The organism is Paraburkholderia sp. 22098 (assembly GCF_052045935.1).
Taxonomy (GTDB): Bacteria; Pseudomonadota; Gammaproteobacteria; order Burkholderiales; family Burkholderiaceae; genus Paraburkholderia; species Paraburkholderia caledonica.
Window position 1 is genome coordinate 120,200 of sequence record NZ_JBQEPV010000015.1, and the last position, 24,588, is coordinate 144,787.

Annotated in this window: 20 protein-coding genes; 7 read left to right on the forward strand and 13 right to left on the reverse strand. The window is 62.2% G+C overall.

What is annotated here, in order from left to right:
- Positions 1-74 precede the first annotated feature (74 nt).
- From ACTJLB_RS26515 to ACTJLB_RS26525, 3 genes are read left to right on the forward strand one after another with little or no spacing between them, the layout of a single operon-like run.
- On the forward strand, positions 75-2,426 hold the full coding sequence (locus ACTJLB_RS26515; RefSeq protein ID WP_440785052.1) for an FdhF/YdeP family oxidoreductase: 2,352 nt from the start codon (positions 75-77) through the stop codon (positions 2,424-2,426).
- The gene (locus tag ACTJLB_RS26520; protein ID WP_440785023.1) at positions 2,413-3,810 is read left to right on the forward strand and encodes a cytochrome ubiquinol oxidase subunit I; all 1,398 of its coding nucleotides are present in this window, start codon (positions 2,413-2,415) and stop codon (positions 3,808-3,810) included. The genes ACTJLB_RS26515 and ACTJLB_RS26520 overlap by 14 nt, the downstream gene beginning before the upstream one ends.
- Positions 3,811-3,834: 24 nt before the next feature.
- A complete protein-coding gene (locus ACTJLB_RS26525) occupies positions 3,835-4,824 on the forward strand; it encodes a cytochrome d ubiquinol oxidase subunit II (protein ID WP_440785025.1) in 990 nt (329 codons plus the stop codon).
- A gap of 75 nt (positions 4,825-4,899) precedes the next feature.
- Here ACTJLB_RS26525 and ACTJLB_RS26530 read toward each other — a convergent pair whose 3' ends face one another.
- The 11 genes from ACTJLB_RS26530 to poxB form a co-directional block, all read right to left on the reverse strand.
- Complete coding sequence (locus tag ACTJLB_RS26530; RefSeq protein ID WP_392394456.1) at positions 4,900-5,313, reverse strand: DUF3331 domain-containing protein; 414 nt, start codon at positions 5,311-5,313, stop codon at positions 4,900-4,902.
- Positions 5,314-5,337: 24 nt separating this feature from the next.
- A complete protein-coding gene (locus ACTJLB_RS26535) occupies positions 5,338-5,595 on the reverse strand; it encodes a hypothetical protein (RefSeq protein WP_440785026.1) in 258 nt (85 codons plus the stop codon).
- Positions 5,582-6,532: a helix-turn-helix domain-containing protein gene (locus tag ACTJLB_RS26540; protein ID WP_087754366.1), complete on the reverse strand. Its 951-nt coding sequence runs from the start codon at positions 6,530-6,532 to the stop codon at positions 5,582-5,584. Before ACTJLB_RS26540 ends, ACTJLB_RS26535 begins: the two co-directional genes overlap by 14 nt.
- A 346-nt stretch (positions 6,533-6,878) precedes the next feature.
- Complete coding sequence (locus tag ACTJLB_RS26545; RefSeq protein ID WP_020068442.1) at positions 6,879-7,571, reverse strand: response regulator transcription factor; 693 nt, start codon at positions 7,569-7,571, stop codon at positions 6,879-6,881.
- Complete coding sequence (locus ACTJLB_RS26550; RefSeq protein ID WP_392394458.1) at positions 7,561-9,765, reverse strand: PAS domain S-box protein; 2,205 nt, start codon at positions 9,763-9,765, stop codon at positions 7,561-7,563. The genes ACTJLB_RS26545 and ACTJLB_RS26550 overlap by 11 nt, the downstream gene beginning before the upstream one ends.
- A gap of 332 nt (positions 9,766-10,097) precedes the next feature.
- Entirely contained in the window at positions 10,098-10,535 is a 438-nt protein-coding gene (locus ACTJLB_RS26555; protein WP_020068440.1) for a PRC-barrel domain-containing protein, read from the reverse strand.
- Positions 10,536-10,731: 196 nt separating this feature from the next.
- Complete coding sequence (locus ACTJLB_RS26560; protein ID WP_440785029.1) at positions 10,732-11,694, reverse strand: HlyD family efflux transporter periplasmic adaptor subunit; 963 nt, start codon at positions 11,692-11,694, stop codon at positions 10,732-10,734.
- Positions 11,695-11,743: 49 nt separating this feature from the next.
- Complete coding sequence (locus ACTJLB_RS26565; RefSeq protein WP_087754370.1) at positions 11,744-11,944, reverse strand: DUF1656 domain-containing protein; 201 nt, start codon at positions 11,942-11,944, stop codon at positions 11,744-11,746.
- Positions 11,928-13,427 carry an efflux transporter outer membrane subunit gene (locus ACTJLB_RS26570; protein ID WP_440785031.1) on the reverse strand — a complete coding sequence of 500 codons (1,500 nt, stop codon included), beginning with the start codon at positions 13,425-13,427 and terminating at the stop codon, positions 11,928-11,930. Before ACTJLB_RS26570 ends, ACTJLB_RS26565 begins: the two co-directional genes overlap by 17 nt.
- On the reverse strand, positions 13,424-15,595 hold the full coding sequence (locus ACTJLB_RS26575) for an FUSC family protein (RefSeq protein ID WP_440785032.1): 2,172 nt from the start codon (positions 15,593-15,595) through the stop codon (positions 13,424-13,426). The genes ACTJLB_RS26570 and ACTJLB_RS26575 overlap by 4 nt, the downstream gene beginning before the upstream one ends.
- Before the next feature lie 202 nt (positions 15,596-15,797).
- Positions 15,798-17,519 carry a ubiquinone-dependent pyruvate dehydrogenase gene (gene poxB / locus ACTJLB_RS26580; protein ID WP_440785033.1) on the reverse strand — a complete coding sequence of 574 codons (1,722 nt, stop codon included), beginning with the start codon at positions 17,517-17,519 and terminating at the stop codon, positions 15,798-15,800.
- A gap of 359 nt (positions 17,520-17,878) precedes the next feature.
- Between poxB and ACTJLB_RS26585 the strand changes: the two genes are divergently transcribed.
- Positions 17,879-18,847, forward strand: coding sequence for a LysR family transcriptional regulator (locus ACTJLB_RS26585; protein ID WP_440785034.1), 969 nt, complete (start codon positions 17,879-17,881; stop codon positions 18,845-18,847).
- 102 nt (positions 18,848-18,949) lie between these two features.
- Here ACTJLB_RS26585 and ACTJLB_RS26590 read toward each other — a convergent pair whose 3' ends face one another.
- Together ACTJLB_RS26590 and ACTJLB_RS26595 are read right to left on the reverse strand one after the other, a co-directional pair.
- The gene (locus ACTJLB_RS26590; protein WP_440785035.1) at positions 18,950-20,263 is read right to left on the reverse strand and encodes a chloride channel protein; all 1,314 of its coding nucleotides are present in this window, start codon (positions 20,261-20,263) and stop codon (positions 18,950-18,952) included.
- 156 nt (positions 20,264-20,419) lie between these two features.
- Positions 20,420-21,352, reverse strand: coding sequence for a LysR family transcriptional regulator (locus tag ACTJLB_RS26595; protein ID WP_440785036.1), 933 nt, complete (start codon positions 21,350-21,352; stop codon positions 20,420-20,422).
- Positions 21,353-21,470: 118 nt separating this feature from the next.
- Between ACTJLB_RS26595 and ACTJLB_RS26600 the strand changes: the two genes are divergently transcribed.
- From ACTJLB_RS26600 to ACTJLB_RS26610, 3 genes are read left to right on the forward strand one after another with little or no spacing between them, the layout of a single operon-like run.
- Positions 21,471-22,124, forward strand: a complete 654-nt coding sequence (locus ACTJLB_RS26600; protein WP_440785037.1) for a DsbA family oxidoreductase — start codon at positions 21,471-21,473, stop codon at positions 22,122-22,124.
- Positions 22,121-23,269 carry an FAD binding domain-containing protein gene (locus tag ACTJLB_RS26605; protein WP_440785038.1) on the forward strand — a complete coding sequence of 383 codons (1,149 nt, stop codon included), beginning with the start codon at positions 22,121-22,123 and terminating at the stop codon, positions 23,267-23,269. The genes ACTJLB_RS26600 and ACTJLB_RS26605 overlap by 4 nt, the downstream gene beginning before the upstream one ends.
- A 43-nt stretch (positions 23,270-23,312) precedes the next feature.
- Positions 23,313-24,527, forward strand: a complete 1,215-nt coding sequence (locus tag ACTJLB_RS26610; protein WP_088175340.1) for an MFS transporter — start codon at positions 23,313-23,315, stop codon at positions 24,525-24,527.
- Positions 24,528-24,588: the final 61 nt, after the last annotated feature.

Genomic DNA, 24,588 nt, shown 5'->3' on the forward strand with positions numbered 1-24,588 from the left:
CGTTTGCACAATTGCCGCGTCAGGCGGCGTGCCATGCTGCGCCCATGCCCTCTACAAAATGGCGGGAACTGGTGATGGCAAAGAAGAAGCAGATCCGTATCTACAGCGAACCCGCCGGCGGCTGGGGTGCGCTTAAAGCAACCGGCGAGGCTTTGGCATTACAGGGCGTCGCGATATCGGGCGCGAAGACGTTGCTGCGAATGAATCAGCCCGAAGGCTTCGACTGCCTCGGCTGCGCGTGGCCCGATCCCAAGCACACATCGTCGTTCGAGTTCTGTGAAAACGGCGCGAAAGCAGTGGCGTGGGAAGCCACCGTCAATCGCTGCACACCGGCGTTCTTCGCAGCGCATAGCGTCTCGGAGCTGAGCGCCTGGGACGATTACGACCTCGAAATGGCCGGCCGCCTGACACATCCCATGGTGTACGACCGGGCGTCTGACCGTTACGTGCCAATCGAATGGAGCGACGCATTCGCGCTCGTCGCGAAGCATCTGAACGGTCTCGACCATCCCGATCAGGCGGACTTCTATACGTCGGGGCGTGCGTCCAACGAAGCTGCGTTTCTCTATCAGATCTTCGTGCGCGAGTTCGGCACGAACAATTTCCCCGACTGCTCGAACATGTGCCACGAAGCAACGAGCGTCGGGTTGCCTCAATCGATCGGCGTCGGCAAAGGCACTGTGCTGCTCGAGGACTTCGAGCATGCAGATGCGATTTTTATCTTCGGTCAGAATCCCGGCACCAACAGCCCGCGCATGATGAGCGATCTGCACAGCGCCTCGCGGCGCGGCGCGAAAATCGTCTCGTTCAATCCGTTCCGCGAACGGGCGCTGGAGCGCTTCGCGGCGCCCCAAGATCCCGTGGAGATGGCGACGCTCGGCTCCACGCAGATCAGTTCGTTCCTCTATCAGGTCCGCCTGGGCGGCGACGTCGCCGCGCTCAAAGGCATGATGAAAGCGCTCATCGAGGCCGACGATGCGGCGCTCGCCGCGGACCGGCCCCGTGTACTCGACATTGAGTTCATCGAAGGACACACACACGGCTTTGACGACCTCGCCGCCGATCTGCGCGCCACCCGGTGGGATCTCATCGTCCAGCAAAGCGGTCTGTCGCGCGACGATATTCAGAACGCCGCCAACATCTACATGAGCGCGAAGAATGTGATCCTCGTGTATGGCATGGGGCTGACACAGCATCATCGCGGCACGGAAAACGTTCAGCAGGTCGCGAATCTCGCGCTATTGCGCGGCAATATCGGTAGGCCCGGTGCTGGCGTGTGCCCGGTGCGCGGACATTCGAACGTGCAGGGCAATCGCACCGTCGGGATCACGGAGAAGCCGTCGGCCGCGTTGATCGACGGCGTGGAGCGAGCGTTCGGTTTCCGGCCACCCGCAGACCACGGCCACGACGTGATCGCTACAATCGATTCGATGATGCGCGGCGACGCGAAAGTCTTCGTCGCGCTGGGTGGGAACTTCGCCGCGGCGGTGCCCGATTGGGTGCGCGTGCAGGCCGCAATGCGCAAACTCGATCTGACCGTACACATCGCGACGAAACTCAATCGCAGCCATCTCGTGCATGGCAAGGAAGCGTTGATCCTGCCGTGCCTCGGCCGCACCGAGATCGATATTCAGGCAGACGGACCGCAGTCGATTACCGTCGAAGACTCCATGTCGATGGTGCATGCTTCAGGTGGCCGGAACGAGCCAGCCTCGCCGCATCTGAAAAGCGAACCGGCGATTGTCGCGGGCATTGCGCGCGCGACTCTCGGGTCCGGCTCACACGTCGACTGGGAACACCTTGTCGCGAGCTATGACCGCATCCGCGAGAAGATCGAAATCGTCTATCCGATGTTCCAGGCATACAACGAACGCATTCGCGTGCCAGGCGGTTTTCATCTTGCATCGACTGCCCGGGAGCGGGTCTGGGCGACGCCCAACGGCCGGGCCAACTTCCTGGTTTTCAGAGGACTCGACGAAGATCCGGCACACCACGATCCCGACGCGCTATGGCTCACCACGATGCGCAGTCACGATCAGTACAACACCACGCTCTATTCGCACTCGGACCGCTATCGCGGCGTCTTCGGGCAGCGCGATGTCGTCTTCATGAACCCGCGTGAATTGCGCAAGCGCAACCTGCATCCGGGCGAACGCGTCGATGTATGTGCCTTGTCGACCGACGGAATCGAGCGCGTGATTCGAAGCTTCAAGGTTGTCGAATACTCGCTGCCCGACGGCTGCTGCGGCGCCTATTATCCGGAGGCGAACCCTCTCGTTCCACTGTACGCATTCGACCCGCAAAGCCGTACGCCATCTTACAAGTCGGTGCCGGTGAAGATCTCGCGCGCCGCTGCCGTTGGCGCCGACTCTTCCCACCATGCGGCCGTTCTCGATACTGCGAGGGTTCATCATGCATCTGAGTGACGTGCTCGATCTGTCGCGTGCGCAGTTCGCGATGACAGCTATCTTTCACATCCTGTGGCCGATTCTCACCATCAGCCTGTCCGCATTCCTGGTCCTGATCGAGGCACTGTGGCTGCGCACCGGCAAATTCTCGTATTACCGCCAGGCGCGCTTCTGGAGCAAGCTGCTGGTGCTCAACTTTGCGGTCGGCGTGGTCAGCGGCATTCCGATGGAGTTTCAGTTCGGCACGAACTGGGCGGGCTTTTCGCGCTATAGCGGACAGTTCTTCGGCAACATTCTCGGCTTCGAGGGAGCGATGGCCTTCATGCTCGAAGCGGGCTTCATCGGCGTGATGGTGCTCGGATGGGGACGCGTGCCGCGCGGCGTGCATCTGTTCGCTACCTCGATGGTCGCGCTCGGTTCGAGTATCTCGGCGTTCTGGATCATGGTTGCCAATTCGTGGATGCAGACACCCGCGGGCGTAACGGTCGAGAACGGCAAGATCATCGTCACCGACTATGCCGCCGCGATCTTCAATCCGGATATGGTTTGGGGCGTCACCCACATGTGGGTCGCGGCGATCGAAACCGGCATGTTCGTGATCGCGGGCATTTCCGCATGGAATCTGTTCCAGCGCCGCCATCCGGAATTCTTCGCGCAGTCGTTCAAGATCGCGTTGCTCGTGCTCGTATTCGCAGCGCCAATCCAGATCTGGCTAGGCGATTCGAGCGGCGGTAGCGTCTTCAAGACTCAACCGGCCAAGGGCGCGGCAATCGAAGGACATTGGATTACGAATGCGCCCGGCACCGGCGCGTCGTGGTCGCTGCTTGCGTGGCCGAACAAGGCGGCGCAGCGCAATGACTGGTCGATTGAAATTCCGGGCATGTTGAGCATTCTCGGCACCCATTCGCTGCACGGCCAGGTGAAGGGGCTCAAGGACTTCGCGCCCGACGACCAGCCGCCGATGCTTCCGCTGCTTTACTACGCGTTCCGTGTGATGGCCGGCATCGGCTTCCTCTTCATGGCGCTGGCATTCTGGACCGCATACGTTCTGCGCAAGACGCGCGGCAATCTCGAACAGTTGCTCGCGCGACGCAAACTGCTGCTTGCATGGGTGCTATGTATCCCGCTGCCTTACGTGGCCGTCGAGGCCGGCTGGATCGTGCGCGAAGTGGGACGCCAGCCTTGGGTCGTCTATGGTCTGCTGCGCACTAAAGACGCCGTTTCCACCGTGTCGGCTTCGTCGGTTACGTTGAGCATGGTTATGTTCTTCGCCTTCTACGTGGTTCTGCTGCTGACTTTTTTCGTACTGGCGCGCAACTGGCTGCGAACCGGCCCCGATCTCAGCGTGAATCCGCAGTCCGCTGCGCCAGCAGAGCGCGACACGGCAGTCACCGAGTACTAAACCACTTCATTGCGAGGCCCTCCAATGGACAGCTCGACTCACACGATGCTCGCGATCACATGGTTCGGCGTGATCGGTCTCATGCTCGTGTTCTATGTCATCGCCGACGGCTTCGACCTCGGCATCGGAATACTCAGCCTGCTGCGCAAGCGGCGCGAAGATCACGATGTGATGGTGCAGACAATCGGCTCGGTATGGGACGCCAACGAGACCTGGCTCGTCGTGCTGGGCGGCGCACTGTTTGGCGCTTTTCCCGAGGCCTATGCGCTTCTTCTGCAGGATCTCTATTTGCCCATCATGCTGCTGATCGCGGGTCTCATCATGCGCGGCGCGGCAATCGAATTCAGGCACAGCGTGAGCCACGGTCCGCTCTGGGACAAGGTATTCGGAGTCGGCAGCCTCGTCGCCGCTATCGCGCAGGGCATCGTGCTCGGCAAAGTCATTACGGGTCTCACGCCCGGCGGTTTGAGCGACGTGTTCGTCGTGGTGTCGGCAGTCGGCGTGGTGGCCGGCTATTCGTTGCTCGGCTCGACCTATCTGGTCAACAAGACGGTCGGCACGATCGAACAATGGTCGCGCCGGCTTGCATTGCTCAGCGCGTTCGTCACTGTGGCAGCCGCCGTGATTCTGACCGTTGCCACCTGGTTTGTCAGCGACGTGGGGCACGTCCGCTGGAGTCAACCAGGCGTGTTCCACGTACTCGTCATGCTGGGGCTCGCTGCCGCCGTTGCCTTCGCGTTCATCGTGGCCGCGCTGTATCTGGGCAGTTCGCGCGGACCGTTCCGCGGCGCTGTCGTGCTGTTCGTACTGTCATTCGCCGGTCTCGCAATCAGCCTCTTTCCCGACTTCGTGCCAGGCAAGCTCGGCATCGTGGAAAGCGCCTCGAACACGTCGACGCTGGTATTCATGCTGATCGGGATTGGCTTTCTGTTCCCGGTGATGATTGGCTATAACCTCTACCAGTACTATATTTTCCGGGGCAAGGTCGTGACCGGATCACATGCGGGCGACTAGCGCAACTTGCTTCGCCTGATACCTCGCCGATGCGAGGAAACTGAGCCGGCTTCGTGCCGGCTTTGTTGCATGCGATCACGCCTCAAGGGCAGTGTTCAGGACGGTACACAAAATCATCGCGCCAGCGTTGAGCGGCGCGGGCCGGCACGGACGCGGCTTGTAAATTGCATCGCCGCGCTTGATCGCCCGTCCGCTCATCGCACACACGCCGGCAACGCGTGCATGGCTCATGTGCCAGACCTGGTCGCCATATGAGCAATGTGTCGAGTCGCGCCACGCCAGCGTCGCGGTGGACGGCGAAGGCCGGTCGATCACGCGGACCTGGACTTCGCGGTGGTGTCCCCTGACCGACGCGCGGCGATCCCACTGTGCGTTGTGCGTAAGAGCCGCCACGAACTCGTGGTCGTCCAAATCCGTGTCGCCCGACAGCGCGGACAGCAAGCCGAGTGTGCGCAGCCACGGGTCCGTGTAGTTCGCTTTGTCCAGCATGATGACACTCCTCTATCAGGTGAATCAGCAGATGAGCGGGCACCGTTCTTCGTTCGATATCGCAGCGCCCGAACCCGCCAGCACGTCATTTAAAATCTTCATGTCGTTATGCGCGTACGCCCTGCTGCCGTCGCTGCACGCAACCTCATTGCCGTCAGCGTCAAATGCCTCAAGAGCTTGTTGGTTGTGAGGCATCGCGAAGAAATGCATGGGCGCGCCTGACTGCCGCAAGAAGGCTTCACTGACTTCCAGAAACGCATGGATCTGCTTAGCGATCGACATTCTTTTTCATCCTCCAGCAATACGGGGTCTCTCCAACCAGCCGTTTGAATACGGTCGTAAAGTGAGCTTGCGAGCGGAAACCACAGCTGAGTGCCACGTCGAGAACGTTGTGGCGCGAGTTGAGAAGAAGCTGCTGTGCGTGCTCGATCCGGCGGCGCAACAGATATTCGTGAGGTCGCATGCCGGTCGCACGGCGGAATTGCGAGGCGAAATGCATGCGGGTGAGGCCCGTGCTGTTGGCAATGTCCGCGAGTCCAATGGGCTCAGATAAATGGGCGTCGACGTATTCGATCGCGCGACTCAGCCGCCACGGCGGCAGTGCGCTTGCTTCCCGCGATTTGCGTTCCACCACAGTGAAGTGACGCGCAATGACACGGGAAACAATCGCGAGACTGACGCTATCGGTAAAAAGCTTGCCGAGCGTTGCGTCGTCCGACTGCGATACGGCTAGCGCCTGTGCGAGACGTTCAAGAGCGGGATCGCGCACCAGCTTCGGATCGTCGATGCGTAATTCGCCTTTGTGCGGACGGCCGAACGTGTCCTCGAAACACTCGCCCAGAACTTGCTGCGAGACGAATAGATGCAGCACGTCGGCGGCAGAGTCGAACACCGCGCCGCATGGCACGTCGGGAGCGGTAATCTGAATGGCCCCAGCAGTGACGCGTCCGCGAACCAAGATTTGCCCCGCGTGAGAGAAAGTCAGCGACGTGCATTTCAGATTCATCGCAATACAATGATGCGCGGTATTGCCGTGATTGACTACCTCGATCCGCTCGCTGTCGTTACGTATCCACCGCGATACGACAATAGCGTTTTTCTGCGGCACGTTGTCGTCGCATTCATCGCCGGGACAGCGCCATTGACGCTCGCTGCCGATCGAACTCACCCTTCTTTTATGGATGACATCCACGGCGGACAAAGACATCGAACTGGTCATGATCGGTCATCCAGAATAAGTGATGTGATAGTGCGAATTGGAATGAATGCTGCAGTGACGACAAGGTACCGCACCGCAAATACGCCCACTAGCCCTACATAAGGTTGAGTCAAATGACCAATGGTTCGGTCGACTCATCTGCAGGTTTAATTGCGCAACGGGCGTGCGGGCGCGGCCCTGGTCCGTGCGTCGCGTGCACCGGGGTTCTGGCGTGTCAGGAAAGAAAGCATTGCCGCGCTTTTTTCTAAAGCGAAGCGGATATATGACCTATACGCGCGTATAACGCGGATCGTCTTCGGGGCGAAACAGCGCTCCGACGACGGTTGAAGTCGAAAGCGCTGCCTGTTCAGTTACGCGAGCCGCGCGCCGCCGGACTAGCGGTACTTTGCGGCGCTTTTACGCCGAGTGCTTCGGCCTTCAAGACGAACTCCGCAAGCGAACGTGCACCCATTTTGCGCATGGCTTGCCCGCGATGGATCTTCACAGTGATCTCGCTCAGGTTCATCTCGCCCGCTATTTGCTTGTTCATCAGCCCGGCCGCGACGAACGCCATCACTTCGCGTTCTCGCGCGGTCAGCGATTCATAAGAACGGCGCAGATCGTCGACGACCCGGTTGGCTTCGCGCCGCTCCTGATCGCGCGCGAGCGCGTGCGTGACCGCATCGAGCATGTCCTGGTCGCGAAACGGCTTCGCCAGAAAATCCATTGCGCCAGCCTTCATGGCTTTCACGGTCATTGCAATGTCGCCGTGCGCCGTCATGAAAACGATCGGCAAGCCCAGTTTGCTCGCCGCGATCTGCTCCTGGACCGCGAGTCCGCTTTGGCCTTTGAGGCGAACATCGAGAATCAGGCAACTGGGCACGTCGGGCATCTCGAAGGCAAGGAATTCCTGCGCGCTCGCGAAGGTTTGCACGGCTAGCCCCACCGAACGCAGCAACATGCTGACGGCGCCGCGCATCGACTCGTCGTCGTCCACGACGTAGACCATCGTTGCGGCGGCACCGTCGGGCTGATCCCGGCTCGTATTGCTACTGCTCATGACATCTCCCATCGTCGATCGGCAGGATGAACTGCAGCAGCGCGCCGCCTGTCGCCGGCGACTCCGCCCAGATACGGCCGCCGTGAGCCTCGACTATCGAGCGGCAAATCGACAGTCCCATGCCCATGCCTTCGGACTTCGTCGTAAAGAACGTGCTGAACATGCGGTCCGCATTGTCCTCGCTGATGCCCGTACCCGAATCCTGCACGCTCACGAGCGCATGGCCGGGGTCGAACATACCTGTGGCGATACGAAGCTTTCGCGGGCCGCTCACGTCGGCCATTGCCTGCACGCTGTTCATTAGCAGGTTGATCAACACCTGCTGCAATTCCACGCGGTCACAACACGCTTCCGGTGATGGCTCGTCAAGGTCCCATTGCACTTCGACTGCATGCCACTCGAACTCGCGCCGCATCAATTCCGCGGATTCGGTGACGATGGCGTTCAGAGCGACCGGTGCAGGAACACTGTCGCGCTTTTTGGCCATTGCCCGGATTCGCTGGATGATCTCACCGGCACGTTTTGCGTCCCGGACAATCTGCGTGACGGATCGCGTGGCTTCGTCCAGTTCGGGCGTCGGTCTGTTCAGCCACCGCAACGCTGCGCCGCCGCATGCCACGACGGCCGCAATCGGCTGCGTGACTTCGTGTGCAATCGACGCCGCGAGTTCGCCGAGCATGGTGATCCGGGTCACGTGCGCGAGTTCGGCGCTCGAGCGCGCGAGTGCTTCCTGAGCGAGCGTGGTTTCCGTGATATCCATCAGCGCACCGACATATTCCGTGCCGCCGGATTGCGGCCTGGTCAAATGAGCAACGTAGTGCACATATTTGACGGAGCCGTCGGGCATTGCAAGGCGGTACTTGACATCGACTAGTGCCGCGCCGACTTTCGCCTGTTCAAAAGCGCCACGAACTGTCGCGACGTCGGCGGGATGAGTCCGTGCGAGGATCGCGTCGAAGGACGGGACGACTTCCCGGCTGTATTCGAAGATCCGGTAGGACTCGTCCGACCACCACATCGACGCGTCGGGAAAATGCGTGGCAATACTGCCTGTGCGGCTCAAACGCTGGGTGTCGGCGAGGAATGCCTCACTGCGCTCCAGTGCCTGCTCGGCCTGCTTGCGGTCTTCGATGTCGGTATTGACGCCATACCAGCGCAAAATCGCACCGGCTTCGTCGCGCAGCGGCTCCGCACCGAGATGCATCCACCGGTAAGCGCCGGTGCCGGTGCGGATCCGGGACACGTTCTCGAACGACGCTCCGGTTGCGATTGCCGAGCGCCAGGCGCTCTGCATCTGCGGCAAATCGGCTGGATGCACGATCGCCGACCAGACATCCGCGCCGCTCCCGCCCTCTTCCAGCGTCACGCCCATGTCGGTCCAGCGCCGGTTGATGAACGTGAGCGTGCCGTCGCCGGATGAACTCCAGACCATGCCGGGAATCGCGTCGATGGTGGCGCGCAGCTCTTCCTGCTGACGCTGAACCCGAGCCTCCATTTCCTTGCGGCGGGTTATGTCGTTGTTCGTGGCGAGCACTGCACGAGGTGTGCCGGTCGCGTCGCGCCAGAGCGCCGCGCGGGTCGAAACGGCGACCACTCGGCCGTCGCGTCGAACGCGCTGAAGCTCGCCATGCCAGCGATTCGTACGCAGCAGTTCGTCCTTGATGTCTTCGGGCGAAACCGGAAAAGAGGTCTGTGTCAGTTGATGAATCGACTGGCCGAGCGCCTGTTGCGCAGTCCAGCCATACAAGGCTTCCGCGCCGTGGTTCCAGAACGTGATGCGGTCGTTCATGTCGTGAACGACGATCGCGTCATGAGCCAGGTTGAGCAGCTGGATCTGCTCCTGTAGCGTCGTTGCGGCGGCCTGGTTCCTCAGACTGAGGACCGACGTGGTGCCGATCGCGACCAGGCTCACGAGGCAGCGCGCGGCCGCACCGTTCAGATAGCCGCCTTCATGCGACATCACGAATCCGAGCAGCGTGAGCGCCACGCAGCCCCAGGTGGTCGCGACAGTGACCGCGCGATTGTTGGTCGACGCGACGAGCAGCACCACCACCACGTAAAGGACGGCGATGGCGATATCGAGCGGCGTGAGCGCGTCGATCAGGAACACGACCAGCGCTATGAGCGCGGCGAGCGCCATGGGGATGCTGGTGTCGCGGTTCGCGGCGAGTAGAACGCTTGGGTAAGTTTTCATGGCGGCGGATCAACGCGCTACCAGGCGAAAACCAGGCGTGACGAGGCTGACAACCATGGACATAGGACTTTTTGGAACGGGCGTTCGTGAACGAATACCGGCAGCCTGTCCGTCACCGGTCAGCCGGCGCGGCTGTCCGGGCACATGACACTCAGATCTACCGGAACCAATACCTTTCAAATCTGATGGCATCATGCGCGAGCCCGCGTCAAAGGTGCTACTTATTTTTCCTTAAACGTTGCACGACGAGTTGCCGCCGTAGAACCGCAAACCGCCGTGGAAGCCACATTCCACGGCGGTTTGCGGGCATCATGCCAAGGCGGGAGGACGCCTCAATGGTGGCCGAAGTCCTTGCGCGCGATCGGCACAGTACGGACCTTCGTGTACTGGAAGACAGGCATCGCCTTGACGGCGTCGCGGGTCGCGCCCGCCCACACCAGCTTGCCGTTCACGTAGTCCAGTTGCGACATGGGAATCGCGACATCGTGCACCGACACGCCAAGGAACTGATGTGCCGCGACGATTGCGAACGACGCGGCGTTATCGGGCGCGATGATGATGTCGTGCAGCGCGCCCACTTTCTCGCCGTTGTCGTTGTAGATGCTCTTGCCCAGCAAACTCTTCTTGGCGCTCCAGCCTTCAATGATCAATTGAGCCTGCTCGACGCTGATGCCGATGGGTTGCGCGCCCGCCACCTGTGCGCTCGCGGATTGACACATAGCACCGAAGGTCGATGCCGCCACGAATACCAGTGCCCACTTGAGCTTCATATTGTTTCTCCAAAAGACCAACCGGTTGAAAATGCCCGCTCGCTGCCTACCCATTCGCACGCTCGCAGCCGCGTGACGGCTCGAATGCATTGCGCTGTCCCGGAGTTTGGCGTCATTTCGGCCGGCCTGTTTTCGAATTCGCACGGCGTCGGCTGCATAGTCGCTCAACCGCCCCTGCGGGCGCCCCTTCTCGCGATCAATCCACGCTTCGTGGCTGCAGCGTCACGGTGCAGGTCATGCCCATCGCAAGCTTGATATCCGCAGGAATCCGGTCGAGATGTACGCGCACTGGAACCCGCTGCGCGAGCCGCACCCAGGTGAAGATCGGGTTGACGTCGGCAAGCAGGTCGCTGCCGGTCGGGTTGTCGCGGTCCGCTATACCGCTCGCCAGACTTTCCACATGGCCCTGGATCTCCTTTCCGCCCGACATCAGTCGCACCACCGCCCGGTCGCCGACATGGACCTTCGGCAGCTTGGTTTCTTCGAAATAGCCGTACACCCAGAAGGAATGCGAGTCGATCAGCGCCATGCGCGCCGTACCGGCTGTCGCGAAGTCGCCGGGATACAGATTCAGATTGGTGATGAAGCCATCCGAAGGCGCTCGAACCTCGCTGCGCGCAAGGTTCAATGCCGCCGTCTGCCGCGCGACCCCGGCTGCCTTATACGCGGCCTGAGCGGCGTCATACGCGGCTGCGTCGGCGGCGTAAGACGAGCCCGACTGCCTCGCAAGCGAAGCCGAATCGGCCCGGCTTTCGTCCGAGATGACATCGCCGGCCAGATTAGCCCTGCGCGCGGCCTGCGCACGCTTCATCGCAAAACTGGATTCGCTGGCGGCCATCTGCGCCTTCGCTTGCGCGACCTGAGCCTCGGCTCTCAGCAGCTCGGCGTCGGCCTGCGCCAGCGCATAGTGGAATCGCGCCGGATCCAGAATGAACAGAATGTCGCCCTTGCGTACCCACTGATTGTCCTTGACCCGCACCTCGGCGACGAGGCCGGAGACGTCGGTCGAGACCTGCACCACGTTCGCCCGTACCCTGCCGTCGCGCGTCCACGGAGAAAACATGTAGTCGAGCCATAACAGGCGGACCAGCACGACCGCCACGGCGAGAGCCGTGAGCGTAAACACCGCGCGTAAGATCGATTGCTTGTTTATCGTCATTTGTAGGGGTCGGCGGTCGTTGATTTCATGGTCTCTCCCAGGCCAGCGTTCATCGCCATAAAAGCAGCGACGCGCCGCTGAACATGGCGGCGAACAGCGCGACGCGGAACAGGCTGGGGTGCCACGTATAGCGATATAGCCCCAGCTTCGCCAGAATCAGGTCGATCACGACGAAGCTCACCGCGCACACCGCGAGAATCGGCAGCAGTCCGGGCAGCAGCAGGGAAAAGAAATCAATCTCGCCCGGCACGTTGCGCTCCTTCAAAAGCGGAACCGGTCTGCTCCGGCGTGTATCCGCCGCCTAGCTCCTTCATCAGCAACGCCCAGGCGTCGAGTTGCCCGGCCTGGATATTCGCGAGGTTTTCTTCCTGCTGTAGCTGAACGTTCTGTGCCGCCAGCACGTTCAGGAATTCGGAGATGCCGCTGCGATAGCCGGCGTCGGCGAGCCGGAACGAGCGACGCGACGACTCCAGCGTGCTTTCAATCGATGCCTGCTGCTGCGCAAGCGAGCGCAACGACACGACCTGCACGGCGACAGCCTGCATCGCGTTCACGACACTCTGGTTGTAAGCGTCGACTGCGGCGTCGCGAGACGCGACGGCCACGCCATACTGGCCGCGCCGGCGTCCACCGTCGAAGATCGGCAGTGAGATTGCCGCTCCGACGCCATGGCCGACACCGTTGCTGTCGATGAAATTGAAGAAGCCGCCGAAGGTCGCAGCCGAGCCGAGCGACGCGGTCGCTATCAGGTTGATGTCCGGATAGAAGTCGGCATGGGCGGCGTCGATGCCTTTGTCCGCGCCCAACACTCGCCAGCGCGCGGCAACGACGTCCGGCCGGTGCCCGATCAGTTCGGCCGGCAGCGATGCCGGCAGCGCAACCGGTACGCTCAGCGCCAGCGCGGGCCGGCGCAGTGCCTCGCCGTAGCCGGGGCCCTTGCCCGCCAGACCGGCAATCTGGATGCGACTCAACGCGAGTTGCTGCTCCGCCTGCTGTACCCGCGTGGTGCTGGTCTGGAACTGGGTCGCAGCCTGGCTCACTTCCAACTGGCTGCCGACGCCCGCGCGCCAGCGGCGGGTCGCAATGTCGAGCGTGCGCTGCTGTTCCTCCTGGACCGCGCGATAAACGTCGAGCAGCGCGTATTGCAGCGATAGATGCACATAGCTGCGTACCACCGCGGTCTGCAATTCGATTTCGGCGAAGCGCGCGTCCGCGGCAGCAGCCCGCACGTTGTCGAGCGCGCCCTCGCGCAACGCCCGTGTCTTGCCCCATAGATCGAGGTCGAACGACAGGTCCGCCTGAACGCTGTTGCTCCACACGGTTGTTCCGCCGGGCGGCGCAGGCGTCGTGTAGCGCGCGTAACGCCTGCGCTCGAAAGTGCCGCCAGCGTTGAGTTGTGGCAGTTCGTCGGCACCGGCGATTTGCGCCTGATAGCGCGCCGCCTCGACCCGCTCTTCGACCGTGCGCAAGCCGGGGTTGCCGGCGGTGGCGTCCCGCACCAGCGCGTCGAGTTGCGGGTCGTTCCAGCGCTGCCACCAGCGATCGGTTGGCCAGTTCGCGTCATGTTGCGTAGCGCTCAGCGCGGCGCCCGGATCGAGCGATGCGGGATCGATCATCGACTCGCGCGTATGGATGCCGCCGCTGTTGATGCATCCGCTCAGCAGCAGCGCAGACGCAAGCGCCACGACCGGCGAGCGGCATGCCGCGCCAAACGACAGGCAGCGCGCCGTCATGCTGGCTTACCCACGTTGTGCCAGAAGGACAATGTCCCGTCCTGCAAGGTCAGTTCGGTGATATGCAGCAGTGCGCGCATCCGGCAGCGCGTGAGCATCGCCGCATCGACGGTGATGTTCGGCACAAGCGGGAGCGCTTCGAGCGCTTCCACGGTCGCGGCGAGCGCGGCATCTGCGGCCTGCGGCGAGCACTGCGCGAATACATTGGCGGTTGCCGTTAGCCACGCCTGCTGGACGGCGGGCCACTTCGCCGGCAGCGTTTCGCCGAGTTCCTCCGTGTCGAGCCGCACTTGAATCATCGCCCGGCCGATTTCGAGCGCTGCGAACGCCCAGCCGATCAGCCGGCTGCGATCCACACGGTCATCTGTGGGCGCCGACGCGATCTCGACGATGAAATCGCGCAGGTTCAATTCAAAAGTGAAAAGCAGGTCGTCCAGCGCACCGTCGCGCGCGCCCGTCGCGACCAGCGCGCGTATCTGCTTCAGATACTGAGCCGTGATCCAGTCTCCCGCGCGCGGCACGATGACTGAGAACGCAACCGCCGCAGTGCCGATGCCGACGAGCAACGCAAACCCAGTGTCGAGATAAGCGCTCGGGTTATAAACGGTGGGATTCGAAATATTCACGATGAAGCAGAAATACAGACTGAAGCCGAGCCCGAGAATCGCGGTTTTTGGAAACGTATTCAGGTAACTGCCCACCATCACGAAGATCGCAATCGACAGGGCGAGCAATTCAAAAGTGTCAAAGTGCGGCAACACAAGGAAGTTGAATGCGAAGCCGGCCGCCCAGCCGAGCAGGCAACCGACGAAAATCTGCCGACTCGCAATCGTCGGATTGGGCACTAGCGCGAACAGCGAACTGGTGATGGCGACCGCGACGATCGCGCTCGATCCGCCGAGCCAGCCCGACGCGAGCCACGCCGCCGCGACCACCGACACCGCGGCGGCAGCGCGCACGCCGGCAATCAGCGCGGCGACGCGATTAGCGGTTGCACGTGTGCGGCCAAAACGGCCGAGCGCCTGAATTACCGATTGCGGCCACGGGCGCCCGTCCGTCGTGCGTATCTGCAGGTAGCTGCTGCACAACACACGAAGGTCGGCAATCGAGAAAAACAACGCGGCCCCAGTGGTCGCAACGAACTGCCGTTGATGCGGCGACAGGTCCGCCAGCGACGCGAGCGTCCCGCTCAGCCGCGCGGGCAGAGCCTGCTCGAACGCGGCGAGCCGGCTGCACAATGCCTGCACCTGGTCGAGCGTGACGATCTGCGGTTGAACCGGGTCCGGCACGATGGCGAGCAACGCGTCGATCAGTTCGTCGACCGCGGCCACGGCTCGCGGATGCGCGTTAGCCGAAGCGCGCGTTTTCAGTTGATGCAGCGCGTGAATCCACGCGACCATGTCGAGAAAGCTTCGATCGAGCGCCAGCAAGACGGGAAGTTGCAGCCGGATCGACGGATCCTCGAATAACGCGCCGCTGCGCAGGCTTTCGATACCGGCCCGCTCGCTGATCAGATCGACAAATGGTTTGAACCCGGCGCTTGCGGGCGCCCGTCCAAGCATCGTGTGCATGGCTTCGAGCAATTCGGAAAAGTTTTTGCTGCCTGCCGCAAGGAGCGCCGGCGTGACCCGCCGGGGGAACACGAGCGCGCTCACCAGGCAGGCACTGACTACGCCGATCACGACTTCGCTGACCGTGAACACGACGTTGTCGAACACGCCATACGGGTTGGACCAAGCCGGCATCGCGGTGATAGCCGTGCCGTATCCCGTCAGGACGAAACCGTACGACTGGAAGTTGCGATAGTACGACGCACCGAAAACGCAGACGCCGATCCACGCTGCCAACGCAAGAAAGAACAGCAGCGGCTGCTGCGGAAACAGCGCGATGATCACGAGGCCGGCAAAGCTGCCGCACACCATACCGAGGCCGCGATAAAAGCCTCGCGCGATGACCATGCCGCTCTGCTGATGCATCATGACGATGACGCACGAGACCATTGCCGTGCCGGGCGCGCGAAGCTCGAGTCGCATGCATAGCCCCATTGCAAGCGTCACCGCGACCGCAACTTTGGCGATATGCATGAAGCGCGGCCCGTCGTCTTTCCAGTACGCCGTCAACTCGTCCCGCCATCGCGGGAGAACGACGCTGTCCGTCTGCACATTCATGGCTTGCTCTTCGGGCGTGGGCTTCGGGAGCGTTAATTTTCCGCGCGGCCCTGACTAGCGCCGCGCCGGGCCATCTCACGCGTCTAGCTTGCGATAGACGGACCGCCGCGATTTGCGCAAATGCACTCTTTTTGTCTATGCGACGTTCAAGAGAAAGCGGCCGGTAGCGGCCGCTTTCATGTGACGCCTGTTACGCGTACGGCTAGCGCAGATTGGTCCGTGCCAGCTCGACGATCTCGTCGCCCCGGCCGTTCAGGATCGCGCGCATCATGTACAGACTGAAGCCCTTTGCCTGCGCGAGCTCGATTGTTGGCGGCATGGCGAGTTCGTGTTTGGAGACGACGACGTCGACCAACGCCGGCCCAGGATGCGCAAACGCCTGCCGCAACGCGCCCGCTACGTCCTCCGATTCCTCGACGCGAATGCTGAAGATGCCGGCGCCCTTCGCGATTGCCGCGAAATCGGTCTTGCTCAGATCGACGTTCGTGTCGAGATAACCGCTCGCCTTGAGTTCCATCGAAACGAATCCAAGCAGGCTATTGTTGAACACCACGACCTTGATCGGCAGATCGAGCTGGCGGGCGGTGAGCAGATCGCCCAGCATCATGGACAAACCGCCGTCGCCCGAGAGCGAGACCACCTGCCGCCCAGGGTTCGCGCCTTGCGCGCCCAGCGCCTGCGGCATGGCGTTCGCCATGGACCCGTGGTTGAACGAACCGTGCAACTGGCGCTTGCCGTTCATGGTCAGGTAGCGGGCGGACCAGACCGTGGGCGTGCCGACGTCGGCTGTGAAGATGGCGTCGTCGCTCGCGGTCTCGTCGATCATCTTCGCCAGGTACTGCGGATGGATCGGGCGACCCGCGCCGGAAGGCGTCGCCAGATCGTCGAGACCCTTGCGTGCCGACGCATAGTGCTTGCGGGCGTTTTCCAGGAAGCCACGGTCCGCTTTACGTTGCAGCCTGGGTAGCGTAGCGGCTACGGTTTCCTTCACGGTACCAACGAGTCCGAGTGCAAGCGGCGCCCGGTGTCCGAGTTGCGAGCCCTTCCAGTCGATCTGGATGATTTTCGCGTCAGCCGGATAGAACGGACGATAGGGAAAGTCGCAGCCCAGCAACAATAGCGTGTCGCACGACATCATCGCGTGATAGCCCGAACTGAAGCCGATCAGCCCCGTCATGCCGACATCGTAGGGATTGTCGTATTCGATGAACTGCTTGCCGCGCAGCGCATGGACCACCGGGGCGCCGAGCGTGTCGGCCAGTGCGACGACTTCGTCGTGCGCACCTTGCACGCCGCTGCCGCACATGATCGTCACCGCGTCGGAATCATTGAGCATTTGCGCTAGCCGGTCCAGGTCCGCCTCGGCCGGGAGGATGCGCGCCGGTGCACTGTCGACCCACGCAGGTGTTTCCGCCGGCCCTTCGCTCAGCGCGACATCGCCGGGCAACACGATGACGGCCACGCCGCGTTCCTCGATCGCCGTGCGCATTGCACGCGCCAGCACACGCGGAAACTGGGACGCGGACGAGACCAGTTCGACGTAATGGCTGCATTCCTTGAACAATTCCTGCGGATGCGTCTCCTGAAAGTAGCCTGTGCCGATTTCCGTCGACGGAATGTGCGCCGCAATGGCGAGCACCGGCTGATGATTGCGATGGCAATCGAACAAACCGTTGATCAGATGCAGATTGCCCGGTCCGCAACTGCCCGCGCATACGGCGAGACGCCCGGTCGAAGCCGCGTCCGCGCCGGCCGCGAAGGCTGCCGCTTCCTCATGACGCGTGTGCATCCAGCGGATCGAGCCAATCTGGTCGAGGCTGTAGGCCAGCCCATTCAGACTGTCGCCGGTCACGCCCCAAATCCGCTCGACGCCTGCCGCGGCGAGACTGCCCGCAAGATATGAGGCGATCGTGTTGCTAGCCATGTTTGACTCCTTTCTCGCAAGATGAAGATCGACTGGGCGCCGAACTCGAACGCGTGTCCGGACCGACGCGAATGCGCCCCCGCATGCGGAGGCAAATGCTTTCAGACCTGTCCAACATTATGTGAGTTACGGCCAGATGTCCTGAAACGCATCTAAAAACTACTTAATTACCCGGGCAGAATTGCGTCTGCCGCCCGGCGGCACGAGGCCCCACCTATACCTCCGGATTAGATGGCTGAATGCATTGATGATCCTGGCACCCGTTTGAGGTGATGGTGCGCGCCTGCTGCCAAACGTATTGTTCTCTCAACGGGCGACATTGAATGCCCGGCTCAATCTGATCGGGAGGCGAAGCGGTTATGGACAGAATCTTCAGCATGCGCGTGTTCTCGCGAGTCGCGGAGACCGGCAACTTCAGCGCAGTGGCAAAACACATGGACTGCAGCGCCGGCAACATTTCGCGCGCGGTGGTATCGCTCGAAGAACATCTGCACACGCGGCTCCTGCAAAGAACGACACGCAGCGTGTCGCTGACGGAATGCGGCGAACGCTACTACCACCGTTGCAAGAAGATTCTGGCGGATCTCGACGCGGCCGAGGCGGAAGCGAGCAATGCGCACACCCTGCCACGCGGCAGATTGCGAGTTCACGCCGTACCGGATATCGGGCTGAAACAGCTGACCTCGACGATCGTCGAATATCGCGAGGCATTCCCGGCTGTCTCTGTGGACCTGAAACTGCTGCCGCGCATGGCCAATCTGATCGAAGACGATTTCGACGTGTCGATCGTATCGGCGTCGACATTGCCGGACTCTCGCAATATCAGCAAGCTGATCGGGCAGTGCGAACGCATTCTCGTGGCCGCGCCCGAATATCTCGCACGGCATCCCATCGCCGCAGAGAAAGACCTCGCGAATCACACGCTCATGCAAGTCAGCTCCTCATTCGACGCGCCGCCGGAGCGGCCAGCGGACTCGGCCGGCAATGCAGTCGGTACGGAGCTGGCCGGGCATTTCATCGTCAACAATATGCAGGCGCTTCGGATCGCATTGCTCGAAGGCGCGGGCGTGGGCGCGGTGCCTACTTATTCGGTCGCGGACGACATCAAGGAAGGCAAGCTCGTTCAACTCTTCCCCGGTTACGCACTGGAAAACGTGAATGTGTTCGCTATTTATCCGTCGCGCCAGTACGTCGATGCGAAGGTCAAAACGTTCGTTGAATTTCTCACCACCTCGTTGCGACAGAAACTGGATGTGCAGGTTGCACGCTTGCAGTCAGGGCGGCCGGTACAGACCGTTAGCGGGCAAGAATACGCCGCGTTGCAGTAAGTCGGCGTGATGCCGACAACCTGCGCCTGAAGTATCGAAGCGGACGTATCGAAGCGGACGTATCGAAGGCGAGGCGGAATCCAGACTTCAACCGGAAGCGGCCTACACGTTCGCGCGCTCTGCTTTCGCTGACAAGTCAGGGCGGCGCGCCGGGTCGAATACCTGGCGAACGTAGCTCGACATGGCGACCGATCCGGCAACTGCGATCAATACTGGAATCATGAACTCGGGCGACGGCCGGGTGAACTCGAAGATCAATGCGATTGCCGTCAACGGAACGCGCATCGAGGTCGCAAGAAACGCCGCCGCGCCGATCACAGCGAACGCGCCCAATGGCGCACCAGGCCACCACGCCGACCAGACACTGCCCAGCACGATGGCGAACAATGCGCCGTTGCACAAGCCGGGCGTCAGCAGTCCGCCTGCCGCGCCGGCGCGCAGACTCGTCCACGTTATCAGCACGCGAAGCATGAGCAGAACAGCGGCGAACTGCAGCGTGAGCGAACCGTCGAATCCTACCTGCGCCGGTCCCTTGCCGTTACCCAGCAACAGCGGGAACTTGATGGCGAGCAACCCGATGCAGAGAAAGTTGACCGCGCACAGCAGCACCAGTCTGCTATCGCGCGGCGCGCGGGCGCGCGCATGGTCGGTGAGCTTTGTGAACCGCCAGGCCGCGAGGCCAATAACCGGTCCCGCCAGCGCCGACCAGACGATCAACGAAGCTGTGCACGCGTAATGCGGCACGTCGTATTGAGGAAAGTCGCCGAGACCGGCTCGTGCGATGAACCCCGCGATCGCCGAAGTGACGACAGCCGGCACAACGGCTCGCCAGCCGATAGTGAAAAGCAAGCCTTCCAGCACATAGACCGCACCCGCGACCGGCACGTTGTAGACAGCGGCCAGGCCCGCGCCGGCGCCACATGCGACCATGATTCTGGATTCGGCCACCGTGAGTCCGGCGAACGACGTCAGTCTGCCCGCCAGCATCGCGCCGATTTCGCGAGGCGCGACTTCCCGCCCCAACGGCGAGCCCAGCGCAACGGTGACAATCTGCAGCAATGCGTGGCAGACAGTCGCAAAAACGGGCATGCGCGGATCGTCGCTCCTCACCGCTCGCGCGATGCTCACCAACAGTTTGCACCAGCGATAGACCGCCCACCAGCCGACACCCGCGACCAGCCCGCAGAGCGCGAGCATTTCCACTCGCCGTGAGCGGCTCGCAGCCGTCACGCCCTGTTGAAAGCTCTCCTTGCTGAAGATCGTTTCGACGCTGTAGCCGTAGGCGACATGCTGAACCGTATGCAACAGCGCGGCGAGCCCCAGCCCGGCCACGCCGCCGGCTATTCCGATCAGAACCACTACTGCGGCCCAGCGCGACGAATGCCCCATGGAGCGCGATTCAGGTAGTGGATGCATGTGGATGGTTCGAGATAAAGGATGCAGAAACCGGCGTGCGTGCCGGTTAAATAGAGGCCCATTCTACCGATGCGGTTGTGATGCAGCCTGTAGAAAACGCACTGAATCTTCGTATAGGAACGCCTGGAAAAGTACCGTTGATTGCTGCGTCGGCGCTCAACCTTCCAGCGCCATCTGAAGCCGGGCTTCGAGAAACTGCACGAGCGCACGCACCTTGCTCGAATGACGTCGATTCGGCAGGTACGCCGCATACACGATTGCGTCGCCCTGATGAGGGCTTGCATCGAAGTTTTCGAAGAGTCGCATCAAACGTCCCGCACGAATCTCGTCGCCGACGAGCCATTCCGGCAGTAACGCCACGCCCCGTCCTGCGAGAACCGCTTCGTGAAGGATATCGAGGCTGTTGGATAGCAGATGGCCCCGCACCTCGACACGCTCTTCGACGCGCCCTTCAACCGACTCGCGCCGGAAAGTCCACACCTGCCGCGAACGATAGCCGCCGCCGTATGCAATCCGAAGGCACTCGTGCGAGGCGAGCGCGTCTGGCGTTGGCGGGGTGCCGCAACGGGCCAGATAGTCGTGGCTCGCCACGACATAACGCGGGTTGTCCGTCAGTTTGCGCACGATCAGGTTGGCGTCGCGATCGGGCAGACCGATGCGAATCGCGACGTCGATCCGGTCGAGCGCGAGGTCGGAGAAGTGATCCGCAACGACGACGTCGAGAAACACGCGAGGATTGGCGCACAGGAACGCCTCGAGGTGCGGGGCAAGCCGCAACCGGCTGTAGGTGGACGGCACCGATATGCGCAGCGCCCCCACCGGCGAGGCGCCGCTGTCGAACACGCTCTCGTCCGCCTCGGCCAGATCGTCGAGCACCTTGCCCACCTGTTCCACATAAGCAATGCCGGCGTCAGTCAGGCTCACCTTGCGCGGCGTGCGAGTCAGTAAAGCAGTGCCTAACGAGGCTTCGAGTGAATCCATGAGGCGCGTGACCGACGAGGTCGCCACTCCAAGACGCTGTGCGGCCTTCGAAAAGCCGCCCGCATCGGCGACTTCGAGCAATGTGGTGAGAGCGAGGAGTTTGTCCATATTTGAGCCAATCGACGTTTCATTGCGCCCAGCGCAACGCGAGATTGCATTTTAGGCCCATTCCGCCACCACTGCGCAACACCTATGCTGCATTCCTACACATCGTGAGAGGTGCAACATGCAAACCGTCGATATCGAGGTCAATTACGACTTCATTTGCCCGTGGTGCTGGATCGGTCAACGCAACCTTGCCGCCGCGCTCGCGGATTCGGGCTTGGCTCACGCGGTTTCGATCCGCTATGTGCCGTTCGAATTGAATCCGTCGATGCCGGTCGCAGGAATGGACCGGCGCGCCTATCGCAGCAGGAAGTTCGGTAGCTGGGCGCATTCGCAGGCAATGGACGCGCAGGTCGCGGCCGCCGGACTGACAGCCGGCGCGCACTTCGACTACAGCCGGGTGTTGCTGACACCGAACACGCGTCTCGCGCATCGTCTGATGCAGCTCGCCCAGGACCGCGACCAACCGAACACGACAGCGGCGCTCTACGAAGCCATCTACCGCGCCTATTTTTTCGAAGGACGCGACATCGGCTCGCTCGACACGCTTGCTGCAATTGCCGCCGCGCATACCTTCGACGAACAGGCGGTGCGCGCGTATCTGCTGTCGAACGCAGGCGAAGAGAAGATCGACGCTGCGCGCGCTCGGGCCGACAAACTCGGCATACAGGCAGTGCCGACCACCGTGATCGAAGGCGAAACAGTGAGCGGCGCACAGCCAGCTGTCGTCTTCGCGCATGCGCTGCGATCCGCGGCGCTGAGGAGCGCAGCATGAGTTCCGCTTCCGGACTTCGCGCCGTGATCATTGGCGGTTCGCTCGGCGGCCTGCTGACGGCCGCAACCTTGCGCGCGGTGGGTTGGCACGTGGACGTGTTCGAGACGTCGCCGAATGAACTCGAAAGCCGCGGCGGCGGCGTCGTGCTGCAGCCCGACGTACTGGAGGCGCTCCACTTTGCCGGCGTCGAATTGCCCGATCCGCCCGGCGTCGCTTCGGGCGAGCGCATCTATCTCGACCGGCATGACGACATTGTCGAAAAGCTGCACATGCCGCAGATGCAGACGTCGTGGAGTCTGCTGTATCGCGCAATGAAGAACGCACTGCCGGCTGAACATCTTCATGCTGGCGAAGCCTTCGTCAACTATCGCGTGCAGGGCGAGCAAACCATCGCGCTCTTTGAAAGCGGCCGCCATAAAGAGGCGGATCTGCTGATCGGCGCCGACGGTATCCGCTCGACGGTGAGAGGCCGCCTGCTGCCTGAAGTGGTGCCCGCGTACGCAGGTTATGTCGCCTGGCGTGGACTCGTCCAGGAACGCGATCTGCCGGTTCACGCGGCCGACATGCTGCGTGAGCGCTTTTCGTTCCAGCATGGCGACGGCCATTCGGCGCTGTCGTACCTGATACCCGGCGACGATGATTCGACGGTGGCCGGAGAGCGTCGCTGGAACTGGGTCTGGTACCGCAAATACAGCCGCGCGCAACTAGACGCGCTGCTCATGGACCGTGACGGCGTGGCGCGGTCGTTCTCGTTGCCACCAGGCTCGACGAAGCGTGCGGACATCGCCCAGTTGCGGGACGACGCGAGGCTCATGATGGGCTCGACATTCCACGCGCTGGTCGATGCGACCGACGAGCCGTTCATGCAGCCTATCGTCGATCTGCGCGCTCCGCAGATGGTCTTCGGCCGCGCCCTGCTGCTCGGCGACGCCGCTTCGGTGCCGCGTCCGCATACTGCGGGCAGCACGGCAAAGGCCGCTTCCAATGCACACGCGCTGGCGCTCGCGCTGCGCTCGGCACAGCAAAGCGGCGACTCGATCGATTCGGCGCTCAAGCGTTGGGAGACCCAGCAATTAGAGCGCGGCAGGCGCATGACCGAGCTGGGCATATCGCTCGGCAACCGGCTGATGAACATCTCGCGCTGATTTTCGCTTTCCCTATTTCGTTACCCCAGTTCAAGGAGCTGTCATGTCAACCGAGGCATCTGTTGCCACTCCCGGCACGAGTACCGTCAAACTAACGCGATCGCTGATCGCGCTGTTCGCGTTCTGCTGCGGCGCGATCGTCGCAAACCTCTATTACGCTCAGCCGATCACCGAGCTGATCGCCCCGGACATTCACATGTCCTCCAATACGGCGAGTCTGATCGTGTCGTTGACCCAGATCGGCTATGCACTCGGCCTGTTCTTTCTCGTGCCGCTCGGGGATCTGCTCGAGAACCGCAAGCTGATGATTACGACCGCGCTCGTGTCCATCGCGAGTCTGGGTGCTGCGGCGTTCGCGCATCAGCCGGGCTGGTTCCTCGGTATCTCGCTGCTGGTCGGCTTCAGTTCCGTAGCCGTGCAGATCCTCATTCCGCTTGCCGCCCATCTTGCGCCCGACGAATCGCGCGGCAAGGTAGTCGGCACGATCATGAGCGGCTTGCTGCTCGGCATTCTGCTGTCGCGTCCGATCTCCAGCGTGATCGCCGGTCACTTCGGCTGGCGCGCGGTGTTCGGCTCCGCCGCCGTTCTCATGGCACTGGTGACGGGCGTGCTTGCACTGACCATTCCGCGCCGCCAGCCGGAACATAAGGCCACCTACTTCGAGTTGATCGGCTCGCTTGCGCATCTGCTGCGCACCATGCCCGTTCTGCGTCACCGTTCGTTGTATCAAGGGCTGATGTTTGCTTCGTTCAGCCTGTTCTGGACCGCCATTCCCGTCGAGTTGACGCGGCATTTCGGTCTGTCGCAAACGGCAATCGGCATCTTCGCGCTAGTCGGGGCAATCGGCGCGACGTCCGCACCGGTCGCAGGACGCCTTGCCGACGCGGGGCACACAGTCCGCGCCACATTGATCGCACTCGTGGTGGGCGCGCTTGCCTATACGCCGGCCTTGATCCATCCGGCGTGGGGCGTGTTCGGCCTCGTCGCGACGGGAATCATTCTGGACTTTGCCGTGCAGATGAACATGGTGCTGGGTCAACGCGAGATCTACGCGTTACACGCAGCGAGCAGGAACCGTCTGAACGCGCTGTATATGACGAGCATCTTCGTCGGCGGCGCTTCCGGTTCGGCACTCGCAAGCCCGCTGTATCAGCATGGCGGCTGGCCGCTGGTCGCGGCAGTGGCCACGGCCTTCCCGGTCGTCGCATTGATTCATTACCTCGTCATCGGACGGCCGCACGCCGCACGCAACGCATAAGCCGATCTTGCAGAGATGCGAGTTGCCGCCGGGTCAAGCGCACATGCCGACCGGCTTAACA

Excerpts from the sequence above, each read along its gene's own strand:
- ACTJLB_RS26515 (WP_440785052.1), top strand. The coding sequence starts at position 75 with ATGGCAAAGAAGAAGCAGATCCGTATCTACAGCGAACCCGCCGGCGGC.
- ACTJLB_RS26520 (WP_440785023.1), top strand. The coding sequence starts at position 2,413 with ATGCATCTGAGTGACGTGCTCGATCTGTCGCGTGCGCAGTTCGCGATG.
- ACTJLB_RS26525 (WP_440785025.1), top strand. The coding sequence starts at position 3,835 with ATGGACAGCTCGACTCACACGATGCTCGCGATCACATGGTTCGGCGTG.
- ACTJLB_RS26530 (WP_392394456.1), bottom strand. The coding sequence starts at position 5,313 with ATGCTGGACAAAGCGAACTACACGGACCCGTGGCTGCGCACACTCGGC.
- ACTJLB_RS26535 (WP_440785026.1), bottom strand. The coding sequence starts at position 5,595 with ATGTCGATCGCTAAGCAGATCCATGCGTTTCTGGAAGTCAGTGAAGCC.
- ACTJLB_RS26540 (WP_087754366.1), bottom strand. The coding sequence starts at position 6,532 with ATGACCAGTTCGATGTCTTTGTCCGCCGTGGATGTCATCCATAAAAGA.
- ACTJLB_RS26545 (WP_020068442.1), bottom strand. The coding sequence starts at position 7,571 with ATGAGCAGTAGCAATACGAGCCGGGATCAGCCCGACGGTGCCGCCGCA.
- ACTJLB_RS26550 (WP_392394458.1), bottom strand. The coding sequence starts at position 9,765 with ATGAAAACTTACCCAAGCGTTCTACTCGCCGCGAACCGCGACACCAGC.
- ACTJLB_RS26555 (WP_020068440.1), bottom strand. The coding sequence starts at position 10,535 with ATGAAGCTCAAGTGGGCACTGGTATTCGTGGCGGCATCGACCTTCGGT.
- ACTJLB_RS26560 (WP_440785029.1), bottom strand. The coding sequence starts at position 11,694 with ATGACGATAAACAAGCAATCGATCTTACGCGCGGTGTTTACGCTCACG.
- ACTJLB_RS26570 (WP_440785031.1), bottom strand. The coding sequence starts at position 13,427 with ATGACGGCGCGCTGCCTGTCGTTTGGCGCGGCATGCCGCTCGCCGGTC.
- ACTJLB_RS26575 (WP_440785032.1), bottom strand. The coding sequence starts at position 15,595 with ATGAATGTGCAGACGGACAGCGTCGTTCTCCCGCGATGGCGGGACGAG.
- poxB (WP_440785033.1), bottom strand. The coding sequence starts at position 17,519 with ATGGCTAGCAACACGATCGCCTCATATCTTGCGGGCAGTCTCGCCGCG.
- ACTJLB_RS26585 (WP_440785034.1), top strand. The coding sequence starts at position 17,879 with ATGGACAGAATCTTCAGCATGCGCGTGTTCTCGCGAGTCGCGGAGACC.
- ACTJLB_RS26590 (WP_440785035.1), bottom strand. The coding sequence starts at position 20,263 with ATGCATCCACTACCTGAATCGCGCTCCATGGGGCATTCGTCGCGCTGG.
- ACTJLB_RS26595 (WP_440785036.1), bottom strand. The coding sequence starts at position 21,352 with ATGGACAAACTCCTCGCTCTCACCACATTGCTCGAAGTCGCCGATGCG.
- ACTJLB_RS26600 (WP_440785037.1), top strand. The coding sequence starts at position 21,471 with ATGCAAACCGTCGATATCGAGGTCAATTACGACTTCATTTGCCCGTGG.
- ACTJLB_RS26605 (WP_440785038.1), top strand. The coding sequence starts at position 22,121 with ATGAGTTCCGCTTCCGGACTTCGCGCCGTGATCATTGGCGGTTCGCTC.
- ACTJLB_RS26610 (WP_088175340.1), top strand. The coding sequence starts at position 23,313 with ATGTCAACCGAGGCATCTGTTGCCACTCCCGGCACGAGTACCGTCAAA.